This is a genomic window from Sinomonas sp. (genome assembly GCF_036848755.1).
Classification (GTDB): domain Bacteria; phylum Actinomycetota; class Actinomycetes; order Actinomycetales; family Micrococcaceae; genus Sinomonas.
Genome location: NZ_DAIUJO010000019.1, coordinates 29,033 through 42,930, shown reverse-complemented (window position 1 = coordinate 42,930; position 13,898 = coordinate 29,033). Strand labels below are relative to the sequence as shown.

At 67.3% G+C, this 13,898-nt stretch carries 11 protein-coding genes and 1 pseudogene; 7 read left to right on the top strand and 5 right to left on the bottom strand.

Translation table 11 applies throughout. The features are described 5' to 3' along the window. Positions 1-275, top strand: a pseudogene (locus tag V7053_RS04810) (carbohydrate ABC transporter permease); the annotation flags it as partial. Positions 276-378: 103 nt separating this feature from the next. Here the strand turns inward: V7053_RS04810 and araA are convergent. From araA to V7053_RS04790, 4 genes are all read right to left on the bottom strand, one after another. Beyond that, positions 379-1,896 (bottom strand): L-arabinose isomerase, encoded by a 1,518-nt coding sequence (araA, locus tag V7053_RS04805; protein WP_334171130.1) that lies wholly within the window; start codon positions 1,894-1,896, stop codon positions 379-381. After that, positions 1,896-2,600 carry an L-ribulose-5-phosphate 4-epimerase gene (locus tag V7053_RS04800; RefSeq protein WP_334171129.1) on the bottom strand — a complete coding sequence of 235 codons (705 nt, stop codon included), beginning with the start codon at positions 2,598-2,600 and terminating at the stop codon, positions 1,896-1,898. The genes araA and V7053_RS04800 overlap by 1 nt, the downstream gene beginning before the upstream one ends. After that, positions 2,597-4,252: a xylulokinase gene (locus V7053_RS04795; RefSeq protein ID WP_334171128.1), complete on the bottom strand. Its 1,656-nt coding sequence runs from the start codon at positions 4,250-4,252 to the stop codon at positions 2,597-2,599. The genes V7053_RS04800 and V7053_RS04795 overlap by 4 nt, the downstream gene beginning before the upstream one ends. 77 nt (positions 4,253-4,329) lie before the next feature. Beyond that, positions 4,330-5,334 (bottom strand): LacI family DNA-binding transcriptional regulator, encoded by a 1,005-nt coding sequence (locus V7053_RS04790; RefSeq protein ID WP_334171127.1) that lies wholly within the window; start codon positions 5,332-5,334, stop codon positions 4,330-4,332. 159 nt (positions 5,335-5,493) lie between these two features. Between V7053_RS04790 and V7053_RS04785 the strand changes: the two genes are divergently transcribed. The 5 genes from V7053_RS04785 to V7053_RS04765 all read left to right on the top strand — a co-directional run bounded on the left by V7053_RS04785 (position 5,494) and on the right by V7053_RS04765 (position 11,974). Beyond that, positions 5,494-6,522, top strand: a complete 1,029-nt coding sequence (locus V7053_RS04785) for a LacI family DNA-binding transcriptional regulator (protein ID WP_334171126.1) — start codon at positions 5,494-5,496, stop codon at positions 6,520-6,522. Between the two features lie 108 nt (positions 6,523-6,630). After that, a complete protein-coding gene (locus tag V7053_RS04780) occupies positions 6,631-8,001 on the top strand; it encodes an ABC transporter substrate-binding protein (RefSeq protein WP_334171125.1) in 1,371 nt (456 codons plus the stop codon). A 34-nt stretch (positions 8,002-8,035) separates the two neighbouring features. Next, entirely contained in the window at positions 8,036-8,917 is an 882-nt protein-coding gene (locus V7053_RS04775) for a carbohydrate ABC transporter permease (RefSeq protein ID WP_334171124.1), read from the top strand. Next, positions 8,914-9,822: a carbohydrate ABC transporter permease gene (locus V7053_RS04770; RefSeq protein WP_334171123.1), complete on the top strand. Its 909-nt coding sequence runs from the start codon at positions 8,914-8,916 to the stop codon at positions 9,820-9,822. Before V7053_RS04775 ends, V7053_RS04770 begins: the two co-directional genes overlap by 4 nt. A 43-nt stretch (positions 9,823-9,865) precedes the next feature. Continuing rightward, positions 9,866-11,974 carry a beta-galactosidase gene (locus V7053_RS04765; protein ID WP_334171122.1) on the top strand — a complete coding sequence of 703 codons (2,109 nt, stop codon included), beginning with the start codon at positions 9,866-9,868 and terminating at the stop codon, positions 11,972-11,974. A gap of 64 nt (positions 11,975-12,038) precedes the next feature. Here the strand turns inward: V7053_RS04765 and V7053_RS04760 are convergent, their stop codons facing one another. Then, positions 12,039-12,968 carry a ketopantoate reductase family protein gene (locus V7053_RS04760; protein WP_334171121.1) on the bottom strand — a complete coding sequence of 310 codons (930 nt, stop codon included), beginning with the start codon at positions 12,966-12,968 and terminating at the stop codon, positions 12,039-12,041. 130 nt (positions 12,969-13,098) lie between these two features. Here V7053_RS04760 and V7053_RS04755 point away from each other — a divergent pair, with 130 nt between their 5' ends. Beyond that, entirely contained in the window at positions 13,099-13,857 is a 759-nt protein-coding gene (locus tag V7053_RS04755) for a hypothetical protein (protein ID WP_334171120.1), read from the top strand. The last annotated feature ends 41 nt before the right edge of the window (positions 13,858-13,898 follow it).

The following is a 13,898-nucleotide window of genomic DNA, read 5'->3' as shown; positions in this document are numbered from 1 at the left end:
TCATCATGCCGCTCTCGCGGCCCGTGGTCTCCGCCGTCGGAATCCTGACGTTCGTGACGGTCTGGAACAACCTCATCCTTCCGCTGTTCACGCTCTCGAATCCCAAGCTCATGACGATCCCGGTCGGGCTTGCCACCGTCCAGGGCTCGTACGGGATGCGGCTCGCCGACATCCAGGCATCAGCCATCCTGGGGGCTCTCCCGCTGGTCATCATCTACTTCTTCCTCCAGCGCCGCATCGTCGAGGGGGTCGCCGGAAGCGGGCTCAAGGGGTAGCCGGGGCCCACTGGACGCAACGGTGCGGCGCGCCTTCTCATGGGGGGAGGCACGCCGCGCCGTTGTTGTTGATGCTGCTCTGGGCAGCGAGCTGTCAGGGCAATCAGATGCCTTGGGCGAGGCGGTAGTAGGCGGCGTTCCACTGGAGTTCGCGGGCGAAGCCGCGGATGGTGGTGTCCTGGTCGATGACGAGCAGCTCGGTGCGGGCGATGCGGGCGTAGTCCTCGAAGGCCTCGATGCCGAGGGCGGTGCTCATCACCGTGTGGTGGGCAGCGCCGGCCTCGAGCCAGGCGGTGGCGGAGGTCTGGAAGTCCGGGGCTGGCTTCCACACGGCGCGGCCGACGGGCAGCTTGGGCAGCGGCGCGGACGGTTCGACGACCTCGACGGCGTTGGCCACGAGGCGGAACCGGTCGCGCATGTCGGAGAGGGCGACGACGACGGCGGGTCCCGGGTCGGCGGTGAAGACGAGGCGGACTGGGTCGTCCTTCCCGCCGATCCCGAGGGGGTGGACCTCCAGGGTTGGCCTGCAGGTGGTCAGTGAGGGGGAGACTTCGAGCATGTGGGCGCCGAGGATCCGCTCGGCGCCGGGGGTGAGGTCATAGGTGTAGTCCTCCATCAAGGACGCGCCGCCGGGGAGGCCCGCGCCCATGACGTTGGCGGCGCGGACGAGGACCGCGGTCTTCCAGTCGCCCTCGGCGCCGAAGCCGTAGCCGGCGGCCATGAGCCGCTGGACGGCCAGGCCCGGGAGCTGGCGGAGGGTCCCGAGGTCCTCGAAGCTCGTGGTGAAGGCGCCGAAGCCGCCCTCTTCGAGGAAGGAGCGCAGGCCGAGTTCGATCGCGGCGCCGTCGCGGAGGGACTGGTGACGCTCGCCGCCCCTGCGGAGCTCGGCGGCGACGTCGTAGAGGTCCTCGTACTCGGCGGCGAGCGCGTCGACGTCGGCCGGGTCGGCGGCGTCGACCGCGGCGGCGAGCTCGTTGACGCTCCAGGTGTTGACCTGGACGCCGAGGCGCGCCTCGGCCTCGGTCTTGTCGCCCTCGGTGACCGCCACGTAGCGCATGTTGTCCCCGAAGCGGGCGAGCTTGAGGGACCGGGTGGCTGCCCAGCCGGCCGCGGCGCGGGCCCAGGTGCCGATCCGCTCGGTGACGCGCGGGTCGGAGACGTGCCCGACGACGGTCTTGCGCGGCACGCCGAGGCGGGTCTGGATGTAGCCGAACTCCCGGTCGCCGTGGGCGGCCTGGTTCAGGTTCATGAAGTCGAAGTCGATCTCGCCCCACGGGAGCTCGACGTTGGCCTGGGTGTGGAAGTGCAGGAGCGGCTTCTGCAGGGCGGACAGGCCGGTGATCCACATCTTCGCCGGGGAGAAGGTGTGCATCCAGGCGATGAGGCCGATCGCCCGGTCCTCCGCGTTGGCCTCGAGCGCGGTCCGGCGGATCGCGTCGGCATCGGTCAGGACCGGCTTCCACACCACCTTCACGGGCATGGCCTTGGCTGCGGCGAGCTCGGCGGCGATCCGGCGGGACTGCTCGGCGACCTGGGCCAGGGTCTCTGGGCCGTAGAGGTGCTGGCTGCCGGTGAGGAACCAGACCTCGTAGGCATCGAGGGTGGTGGTGAGCTTGGACATCAGGCGAGGGATCCTTCCGGGTTCTGTCCGTAGACGTTCTGATAACGGTCGAAGAGGGCATCGATCGCCTGCTGTGGGATGGGGACGAGCGCCCCGCCCTGACGGGCGATGTGCACCGTGCGGGCGACGTCCTCGGCCATCACGGCGGCCTTGACGGCGTCCCGGGCGTCCTTGCCGATGGTGAACACGCCGTGGTTCTGCATCAGCACGGCCCGGCTGCGGTGCCCGGACAGGGTCGCCACGACCCCGCGGCCGATGGAGTCGTCGCCGATGATCGCGAACGGGCCCACGGGGATCTCCCCGCCGAACTCGTCGGCCATCGCGGTGATCACGCACGGGATGGGCTCCGCGCGCGCCGCCCAGGCGGTCGCGTAGGTCGAATGGGTGTGCACCACTCCCCCGACCTCGGGCATGTGCCGGTACACGTAGGCGTGTGCTGCGGTGTCGGAGGACGGCGAGCGCTCCGACCCGGGCGAGTCCGGGACCACGTCCCCGTCCAGGGTGCACACGATCATGTTCTCGGGGGCGAGGTCGCCGTAGTCGACGCCGCTGGGCTTGATGACGAACAGGTCCTCACCCGGGACGCGCCCCGAGACGTTCCCGCCTGTCCACACGACCAGTCCGTAGCGGACCAGCTGGGCGTGCAGCGCGGCGACCTGCTCGCGGGCGCCCCGCACCGCCGGGCTCTCAGGTCTGCTTGTCATGAAATGGCTCCTTTCGGGGGGACCGCGCCTTTCAGGGGGATCGCTTCGAGGGCGGCCTGCTCGATGGCCAGGCCGGCGCGGTACTGCTCGAGGTACGCCCCGAAGCCCGCGACGTCGTCGGGGCGCGGGTCCGCCGTCTCGAACTCGAAGCCGCCGAACACCCGCTCGCGCAGGTAGGTGCCCAGGTCGGCGCGTTCGGTGCCGGCCTGGGCAGCGGTGAGGAAAGCGGCGAGCACGGCGATGCCCCACGCGCCACCCTCCGAGGCGGTGTGCGCGACGGAGACGGGCGCCTCCATCGCGCCGGCCAGGAAACGCTGTGCGATCCCCGCCGTGCGGAACAGGCCTCCATGGGCGAACATCCGGTCCAGCCCGACCCCCTCGCGCGCGAGCACCCGCATGCCGAGGGCGAGCGTGCCGAAGACCCCGTAGAGCTGGGCCCGGACGAAGTTCGCGAGGGTGAGGCGGCTCTCGGGTGTCCTGACGACGAGCGGGCGCCCGCGCTCGAGGCCCGTGATGGGCTCCCCTGCCAGGTAGTTGTAGGCCAGGAGGCCGCCCGCGTCGGCCTCGCCCTCGACGGCCTCGGAGAAGAGGGCGGCGTAGACCGTGTCGGAATCCAGCGGCGCGCCGGCGACCGCGGCAAAACGGCCGAACAGCCCCGCCCACGCCGCGAGCTCGCTCGCGCCGTTGTTGCAGTGGACCATGGCCACCGGATCGCCCGCCGGAGTGGTGACCACGTCCAGCTCGTGGTGGACCCCCGAGAGCGGGCGTTCGAGCACGACCATCGCGAAGATGCTCGTGCCAGCGGAGACGTTGCCGGTGCGGGGCGAGACCGAGTTCGTCGCGACCATCCCGGTGCCGGCGTCGCCCTCCGGCGGGCACAGCGGGATCCCCGGGCGCAGGCCGCCGGTCGGGTCAAGCAGCGCGGCCCCTTCCGGGGTGAGCTCGCCGGCCGGCTGGCCCGCGGCCAGGACTTCGGGCAGCAGGTCCACGAGCTTGGGAACCCGCCCCCCGGCTAGCTCGTCATAGGCGGCGACCAGCCCGGCGTCGTACGTCTTCGTCTCTGCATCGATCGGGAACATGCCCGAGGCGTCCCCAACGCCCAGGACCTTCCGGCCGGTCAGACGCCAGTGGACGTAGCCCGCCAGCGTCGTGCAGAAGCGGATCCGAGGCACGTGGGGCTCGGCATCGATCACCGCCTGGTGCAGATGCGCGATCGACCAGCGCAGCGGGATGTTCACCCCGAGCAGCCCGCTGAGCTCGCCCGCCGCGCGCCCCGTCGTCGTGTTCCGCCAAGTGCGGAACGGGACGAGCAGCTCCCCCTCGGCGTCGAAGGCCAGGTAGCCGTGCATCATCGCCGAGACGCCGATCGCACCGAACGCCCCCGGGCGCACGCCGTGGCGGCGCTCCGCGTCCGCCGCCAGGGCCGCGTAGGCGGCCTGCAGGCCAGCCCACACCGACTCCAGCGAGTACGTCCAGACCCCCTCGGCGAGCTCGTTCTCCCACTCGTGGCTCCCGACTGCCAGCACGAGCGAGGGATCGTCGATCGCGACCAGGCACGCCTTGATGCGGGTCGAGCCGAGCTCGATGCCCAGCGCGGTGCGGGCGCCCACGATCGCATCCCGCCCGCGGGAGGGCGTCTGCAATGGCACCATGTCGTTGCCCCTTCTTGTTTGTGACCGGTCACACGCTTCCTCAGAAGTATGCACGGGACGAACGAAAGGGGCAAGGCTCAGGCGGACTCGCGCACGATCAGCGCCGGTGCCACAGGCTCGGAGAACGAGAGTTCACGCCCCTCGATCATCGCCACGAGGCGCGAGACGGCGCGTCGGCCGAGTTCGGCGAAGTCCTGCCTCACGGTCGTCAGGGGCGGGGCGAAGAAGGCGGCCTCCGGGATGTCGTCGAAGCCGACGACGGCGAGGTCCCCCGGCACGCTCCGGCCCGCCGAGCGTGCGGCGTGCAGGACGCCAAGAGCCATCTGGTCATTCGAGGAGAAGACGGCTGTGATCCTGGGATCCCCCAGATGCGCGCGGGCGATCTCCGCCCCCGAGGCCGCCGTCCAGTCGCCTTCGCGCGAGACGATCCCCTCGGCGTCGGATGCCTCCGTTTCGAGCAGGAAGCCCTCGCGGCGGGCGCGGGCCTCGGCCCAGTCCAGAGGGCCGCACACATGCAGAAGCGTCCGGTGCCCCTTCCCGACAAGGTGCCGGACCGCGAGCCGGGCGCCTTCGACCTGGTCCACGAACAGCCCGGCCTCCTCCGCCGCGCCCGCGCCGTGCAGCTCGACGGCCGGCACACCGAATGACACCGTCGCCATGGCCTCCTGCACCCGCCGCTGCGGTGCGATCACCACGATCCCATCCACCGACTGGTCCACCAGATGGTCGAGTGCGGCCAGGAGATCCGCCTCCGCGGTCGACGGCGCGTGGGCCACCGTGACGAAGTAGCCGGCCTCCCGCGCAGCGTTCTCCACCGCGTCCAGGCTCGATGCCGGACCGTACAGCGACGACGCCGACGAAGCGAGGACCCCGATGGTCCGCGAGCGCGCCGTCGTGAGCATGCGTGCAGCCCTGTTCGGACGGAACCTCAGCTCGGACATCGCGGCGAGCACCCTCTCCCGGGTCTCAGGCCTGATCCGCGGCGAGTCATTCAACACCCGGGACACCGTCTGGCGCGAAACGCCCGCGGCGGCGGCGACTTCACGGACGCCCGGCGCGCGGGATTCGGAGTTCTCGATCACCGCGCCATCCTAAGCCGGGGCCTCGGCCAGAGGAGGGCGGTCCCGGTTTCGACTGGATCGTGATGGACCTCTTGACAGCGCTGTCAGCGGGAGGGTTAGATCGCTTCCACGACTGACGGCGCTGTCACGGCTGACAGCGCTGTCACAAAGGAGGTCCGGATGCAAGTGAAGAGCGGAGGAGTGACGCTGGCCGACGTTGCGGCCCACTCCGGCGTTTCCGCCAAGACCGTGTCCCGGGTCGTCAACAACGAACGCAATGTGCGGCCCGAAGTACGCGAACTCGTCATGCGCTCGGTGACCGCCCTCGGTTACCGACCGAACGCCGCCGCCCGAGCCCTCGCCACCCAGAGGACCCACGAAATCGGCGTCATCACAACCGCCAGCCCGCTCTACGGGCCGACTGCCGGCTTGTTCAGCCTTGAACAGGCGGCATGGCAAGCTGGCTATTCCCTCACGCTCACCACCGTACGGTCGCCCTCGGAACCAGAACTGGCGGACGCCATTTCCTACCTCTTGGGGCGAGGAGTTGAAGGCGTCCTCGTATCCGGGGCGACCGGAGCGCTCCATTTGACCCCCTCAGCCCTCGCCGGGCTACCAGTGGTGAGCACCAGCCCCATTTCGGACGGTGCACCGAACCATCTTGTAGTCGACACCGATCAAGTGGGAGGCTCGGCAGCCGCAGTGCATCATCTCGTCGGGCTCGGCCACACGCACATCGCCCACATTGCCGGCCCGCTCAACTGGCACGCAGCCCTCCAGCGAAGGGATGGATGGCTGCTGGGAATGTCCCAGACGGGCCTGGAACCGGGGCCCGTCATCGAAGGCGATTGGTCCGCGAGGTCTGGATACGAAGCCGCGAGGGCCATAGTCGACGCCGGGGTGACGGCGGTATTCGTCGCGAATGACCACATGGCGATGGGGGCGATCCGCGCCTTCACGGAACGGGGGCTCCGAATCCCTGGCGATATGTCGGTGGTCGGCTTCGACGATGTGCCCGAAGCCGAATTCCAGATGGTCCCCCTGACGACGGTCCGCCAGGATTTCGCCGCCGCAGCCGAACGGTCGGTCGGCGAGCTCGTGCGGCTCATCGAAGGCGGCCCTTCCGAGGACAACCTTGTTCTTCTGCCGACCGAACTAGTCGTGCGCGCCTCTTCCCAGCAGCCACCGACCGTCCCTCTCTCCGTCTAGCTACTCCACATCACTTCGGGCGAACAGGACCGCGTGCGGTCCTGGCGCTGCGGCGCGCCACTTTCGCCTGCCATGCCGCATTGATCAACAACCGTGAAAGCAGGAGCAATGACCCGAGAAGTTTCACGCCGTTCGGTCCTGGCCGCGATTCCGCTTGCTGCCTTCAGCGCCAGTGTCCTCGCTGCATGCGGAAACGGCGGCTCCCCCGCTGCAGGCACCTCCGCCTCTCCCGTTTCCCAGTCCGAGATCGACGCCGCGATGAAGAAGGCTACGAATCTGACGTTCTGGACCTGGGTGCCCGACATCCAGAAGGAAGTCGACATGTTCCAAGCGGCCTATCCGGCGATCAAGGTCGAGGTGGTCAACGTCGGCCAAGGCGGGGCCCACTATCAGAAACTCCGCGCTGCCATCCAAGCAGGGAAGGGCGCACCCGACGTTGTCCAGATGGAATTCGACAAGCTCCCTTCGTTCACGCTCACCGACAGCCTGCTCGACCTCACACCTTACGGAGTCGCGGACCTGAAGTCGGACTACCCCGCTTGGGTGTGGGGCGGGATCACTCCTGGCGGCAAGGGCATCTACGGCGTGCCCCAGGACACGGGCCCGATGGGGATGCTCTACCGGGAAGACCTCTTCTCGGCGGCTGGCCTGAGCGTCCCGAAGACGTGGGACGATTTCGCGTCCGCTGCAACCACGTACCGCGGAAAGTCGGGGTCAGGGCTCTTGACGAACTGGGCACCCAGTTCGGAGGCCAACATGCTCGCGTTGTTCTGGCAGGCCGGCGGCAGGCCCTTCTCCTACGACGGTGCGAAGACTGTCAAGATCAACCTCAGCGGCGATGCCGCGTGCAAGAAGGTGACCTCGTACTGGAACGATCTCTTCAAGTCGGGAAACATCGGCAACGAGCCCGACTTCGTGGACGCTTGGTACCAGGCCCTCAACAGCGGGAAGTATGCATCATGGCTCACCGGCGCCTGGGGGCCCGTCTTCCTCCAGGGGACTGCCAAGAGCACGGCCGGGAAGTGGCGCGCCGCTCCCCTGCCGCAGTGGGACGCTACGAGCATCTCCAGCGGGAACTATGGTGGCTCGACCGACGCCGTCCTCAAGAGCTCCCAGAACCCCATTGCGTCGGCGATGCTGGCCAAGTTCATCAACACTGACGACAAGTCCGCTCTGACTCTCGCCAACGAGCAGTTCCTCTTCCCTTCGTCGACCAAGGTCCTCGACAACCCGGCCTTCGCGGACGCCACATCAAGCTTCTACGGCGGCCAGAAGGTGAACCAGGAGTTCACGGAGATCTCCAAGACCGTGCAGGAGGGCTTTCAGTTCCTGCCCTTCAACGACTACGCGGCAACGAGCTACGACAAGACCATGGGCCAGGCGATCGGCAACCGAGGAGACCTGAACGCGGCCCTGTCCGCCTGGCAGGACGACCTCGTCCAATACGCCAAGGGACAGGGGTTCACCGTTGCCGACTAGCACTGCGATCCCCAGGACGGGGCAGCCCAGAGGCGTGAACCGCGCGCGCCGAAGGCAGTACGCCGCCGGATACGCCCTGTCCCTGCCCTTCATGGCCGTCTTCGCCCTGATGGTCGCTGTACCGCTGGTATACGCCGGGTACCTCTCCTTCTTTCGGAAGCAACTCATCGGCGGGGTGTCCTTCGTAGGACTTGAGAACTACGCCAGGGCCCTATCCGACCCCTCCTTCCTGGGCGGGGTCGCTCGGATGGCCCTGTTCCTGGTCATCCAGGTCCCCATCATGCTGGGGCTCTCCCTGCTGTTCGCTTTGGCTCTGGACAGCGGAATGCTTCGGCTTCAGCGTTTCATCCGCCTCGGCGTCTTCCTCCCCTACGCGATCCCGAGCGTGGTGGCGACGCTCATGTGGGGCTATCTCTATGGGAAGGATTTCGGCCCGTTTGCGCAGCTCGCGAAGGCAATCGGCCTGCCAGCACCCGATTTCCTCGCGGGCGGGAACGTGCTGTTCTCCATCATGAACATCGTCACGTGGGGATTCGTCGGCTACAACATGATCGTCATGTACGCGGCGCTGCGATCGATTCCCTCCGAACTCTACGAGGCCGCGCGCGTTGATGGCGCAAACGAGTGGCGCATTGCCTGGAGCATCAAGGTGCCCGCGATCAGGGGGGCGCTCTTGCTGACGACCATCTTCTCGGTCATTGGTTCGTTCCAGCTCTTCAACGAGCCCAATCTCCTGCGGGTCATCGCACCCGTCGCGATCGGGCAGGACTACACGCCGAACATGTACGCCTACCAGCTCTCCTTCGTAAACCAAGACTCCAACTACGCGGCAGCGATCGCCTTCCTCCTGGGCATCGTGATCATGGCCGTCAGCTACGCGGTTCAGCTCGGCGCGAGAAGGAAGGACGCGGCATGACCCTCTCCGTCGCGGAACGAACCGCAGAGCGCAGACTAGACGCGCCCTCGCGTCGACGCCCAGGGAAGCGCAAGAGCACGCTGCTGACCGCCGTCATGCTCCTGTGCCTTGTGTATTTCCTTCTGCCGATCTTCTGGCTCGTCGTCTCCTCCACGAAGTCGAACGCCGACCTGTTCAGCAGCTTCGGACTCTGGTTCTCCCACTTCAGCCTCGCTCAGAACCTGCATGACGTCTTCACCTTCCAGGACGGCGTCTTCGGGCACTGGATCCTCAACAGCCTCGTCTACGCGATCACAAGCGGCGTGGGGGCGTCCGCCCTCGCGACTGCCGCGGGCTACGCGTTCGCGAAGTACACGTTTCCTGGCGGGAGGGCGATGTTCGCCATCGTCCTCGGCGCGGTCATGATCCCTATGACCGCCCTCGCCATCCCCACCTACCTGCTCTTCGCAGGAGCGGGGCTGACGAACACGCCTTGGGCCGTCATACTTCCATCGCTGGTGAGCCCATTCGGCGTCTATCTCATGCGGGTCTACGCCGCCGAAGCAGTGCCGGATTCGCTCATCGAAGCCGCCCGGGTCGACGGGGCCAGCGAGATGCGAATCTTCTTCCAGATCGTCTCCCGGCTCCTCGTACCCGGCTCGATCACGGTACTTCTGTTCACGTTGGTGGCGACGTGGAACAACTACTTCCTGCCGCTCATCATGCTCAACAGTCCAGAGCTCTTCCCGCTCCCAGTCGGCCTCGCGCAATGGCAGGCGGCTTCTGCAGCGGGTTCAGGCTCTCAGGCCCTCTTCTCAACCGTCATCACCGGCTCCCTTGTTTCAGTGCTCCCCCTCATGGCCGCGTTCCTCTTCCTCCAGAGGTACTGGCAGTCGGGCTTGGGCGCCGGGGCCGTCAAAGCGTGATCCGGGCCATCGCTCCAACCGCATCTACCACGAAAGCAGGGACATGTCTGCCCGACCTCGCAAAGTTCTCTTCGGTGCCGCCTACTACCACGAGTACCAACCCTCACCCCGTCTCGACGAGGATCTTGACCTCATGGTCGCCGCCCGTATGACGGTGATCCGCGTGGGGGAATCCACTTGGTCCCAATGGGAGCCGGAAGACGGACAATTCGACCTCGAATGGATGACGCCGGTCTTGGACAAGGCCCACGCGCGGGGCATCTCCGTCATCCTCGGCACCCCGACCTACGCGATTCCCATGTGGCTCGCCCGGAGGTATCCGGAGATCGCGGGCGAGCCCAAGACCGGCCAACCGCTGGGGTGGGGTGCCCGCCAGGAAGTCGACTACACCCACCCCGCCTTCAGATTCCACGCCGAGCGCGCGATACGGAAGATCGTCGGCCGATTCGCTGGGCATCCCGCCGTCATCGGGTATCAGGTCGACAACGAACCGGGGCTTCTCTCCTTCCACAACCGGGGCGTCTTCCAGCGTTTCGTCGACGAGCTGCGCCGTCAGTACGGCTCAGTCGAAAACCTCAACAAGGCGTGGGGGCTTGTCTACTGGTCGCATCAGCTCTCGACCTGGGCTGATCTGTGGACGCCCGACAACAACGCTCAACCGCAGTACGACCTCGCGTGGCGACGCTTCCAGGCCCGTCTCACTACCGAATTCCTGGAATGGCAGACGGGAATCGTGCGCGAGTACGCCACACCCGAGCAGTTCGTGACGACCTGCATCGCCTACGACCGTCCCTCTCAGCACGATCAGGAGATGACGCGGTCCTTCGATGTCACTGCGGGGAACCCGTACTACGCGATGCAAGACGCCTTCGCCGTCCCACAGTCCGCCTCCTCTCCACGTGGGTGGGCGACCAGCGGGGCCTGGAGCCTCTTCCAGAGCGCAGACCGCATGTACTCCTCCAAACAGGCCCCCTTCCTCGTAACCGAGACCAATGCGGGAGCAATCGGCGGCTCAGCGATGCAGTACCCGGCCTTCGACGGTCAATGGCGGCAAGCTGCGTATGCGTTCATCTCCCGCGGCGCTGAGATGATCGAATACTGGCACTGGGCCACCAACCACTACGGCACGGAGACGTTCTGGGTCGGAGTCCTTCCCCATGATCAGAAGCCGGGCCGTGTCTATCGCGAACTTGCAGGCCTCGGAGCTGAGCTCGAGGCTGCGGGCGAGGCTCTGGTCGGGCTCAGGCCCGACGCAGCCATCGGCATGATCTACTCGAACGACTCCAAATGGGGACTTGCCGGCCAACCCTGCTTCCTCGCGGAACCGCCCATGAAGGGAGACGAACGCTCCTACCAGCGAATCTTCGAGGCCTTCTACCAGGGGTCGTTCCGGGCGGGGGCTCCGGTCAGAATCCTCCATGACCGCCAGATTCTCGACCCAGCTTCGGGCGTGCAACTCGATCCGGCACAGCTCGCCGAGGAGCTGCCAGTGCTCATCGCGGCTGGCTTGTACATTGCCGACGACGGCCTTCTTGACTGGCTCTTGGCCTACGCCGAGGCCGGCGGCCACCTCGTGCTGGGGATGCGGACGGCCTACGCCGATACAGAAGCGCGGGCCCGGCTCGAGACGAAACCAGCTCGTCTGGCCGCTACGGCGGGGGTCCACGGCCAGGAGGGCGCCCAGCTCGAGATCGACCTCGAGCTCAAGCCGTCACCGGACTTCAAGGTCTCACCGACAAGCCGCGCGACCCGCTGGCTCGATTACCTCGAAGAAGACGAAACGACGGTGCTGGCAAGCTACGTGCACCCGGAATTCGGCCGCTACCCCGCGATCACAACGGCTGAGGCTGGAAAGGGCAGGATCACGGTTGTCGGCACACTGCCGAACCCTGAGCTGGCGGCGGACCTCATCCGATGGCTCTCCCCTGAGTCGGCACGAGGTTGGGAAGACCTGCCCGAAGCCGTGACAGTCCATTCCTCCACCGCGCACGATGGACGCCGCCTCCACTTTGTCCACAACTGGAGCCGCGAGCCGCTCACGGTCCCGACGCCGCGCACGATGGACAATCTCCTCGACGCGGAACAAGCCAAAGTCGACAAGATCGAGCTTGGTCCCTGGGACGTCAAACTCCTCGTCGAGACCGGGGCCTGAGCGGCCCCCCATGGCGGAGGCCCGACTTCCGAGGAACAGGAATCCGGGCCTCCACCCTGGCGCCCTATGCCCGAGTACCCTCCCTTGCGGCATCGTGGACGCGAATCTGCAAGAGCGCCAGATCCGTCATCGGGGTCTCCACCCCGGCGATCCGCGCTCTGGCCGCGAAATCGCCGAGCAGGTGCTCCCCCTCGTGCTCTCTTCCCTCGGTGAAGTCCCGGAAGAGGGACGGAACGAAGGGCAGGCCCGGCTGCGCAAGTAGCCCTAGGGTGGCCTGATGGGACGAATCCGAGACGGGATGCCCTGAAGCGCCTAGGACGCGGTCGGTCTCCGAAAGCACCCTGCCGATGAACTCGGGCCCTCCCGGGGCAGACGCGATCTCTCCGAAGTTGGCCCTCATCAGGAGCGATCCGACCCCCGCGGCGACGATGAAGCCCCACTTGTGCCACATCGCCGTCAGGATGTGGTCAGTGACTCGCAGCTCGTAGCCCGGCACCGAAAGCTCGCGCCCGACTTCAGCCGCCCTCTCGGCGGAACCTCCTGGTTGGGCGCCCAACACGATGTCCGCCAGCGGCAGGACTTGCCGGATCGCGCCGTCGTCCGTCACCAGCGTGACGACCCGCACTGAACCCCCGAGGACTCGGTCCTCCCCAAAGCGCTCGTTCAGGATCTCCAGGTGCCGCATCCCATTGAGGAATGGCAGGACGAGCGTCCCGGGGCCGACTGCAGCGCCGAGCTGGTCGAGAACCGAGGGCAGGGCTCCTGCCTTGACCGCAAGGACCACCAGATCGAAGGGACTGCCGTCCAGCTGCTCCGGCGTAAGTGCCCGGACGGGGACGGTCTCCTCGCCTTGAGGAGTCACCAGCCGGAGCCCCGGGGCGAGCTGATCGGCCCGGCGTTGCCGGACCAGGAACGTCACGTTCCTGCCCGCCTGCACCAGTCGTGCACCGAAGTAGCCGCCCGTGGCGCCCGCGCCCGCGATCAGAATCCTCATGACGTACCTCCTGCTCTGGGGTGCTGGCCCTTCCGCCGAGTGACCGTGGGCCGTCCCTTGATGATTGCCTCCTCCTTGCCGGCTGCCAAGACGATGGGTTGAGAGCGGCGTCAGCGGGAAGACATCCTGGGTGACCCATGCAGACGAAGCACACCATGTCCTGTCCATGCTCTGCCCGCTCGCCGACCCGGAGACGGGAACCCTCATGGGTTTCGATGGTCGCCTCTGGCCCACCGACGAACCGACGGCCCGGACCGCGCTGGGGCTCCTGCCGCCCCGCACACTGCAGACGCTCGCCGGGGACTTCCCGGAGGCCACCCCCGCAGCGAGGCGCCAGATCTGCGAAGCGGTGGGGATGCTTGCGAGCACGGTCGCGGACGGACTCGGCGCCCACAGCAGCGAAGTGCCGGAAGGGGACATGCCCTTGGGCGCGGCATGCGGCATCATGTCGGCCAACGTGGCCAACACGCTTGCATACCGCAAGGTGCTGGATGGCATCTGTGGAGACCGGGACGAGGAACTCAGGGACAACGCGCTGCCGGTGGCGCTCAAGGTCTTCGAAACCGGTGAGGTGCCGCGGCCGCCTCAAGACGCCGACGAGGACACTGAGGCCTACGCCCTCGCGGCCCTCCCCCAGATCGACTATCTCGCGGCCAGCCCCGAAGTGCGAGAACGGGCCGGGGCATTTCTGATGACCTTTGTCCTTGCCTACGAGCGCAACCTTCAGTATCTCGGGTGGGCCTGCATGCACGAGCCCGCGGATCCGATCTCCTCGTTCGCGCGAGAGCACCTGGGCGATCCCGAACGCTGGGCCACCGCCGTACGAGAGCACGGCACTTTGGACCCCACTGCTCTCCGCCCGGCCCTCCGCGGATCGCGCAGGGCCTGATTGCCGACGAGGAACTCTTCGGTACCCGGCGGGAGGCTGAC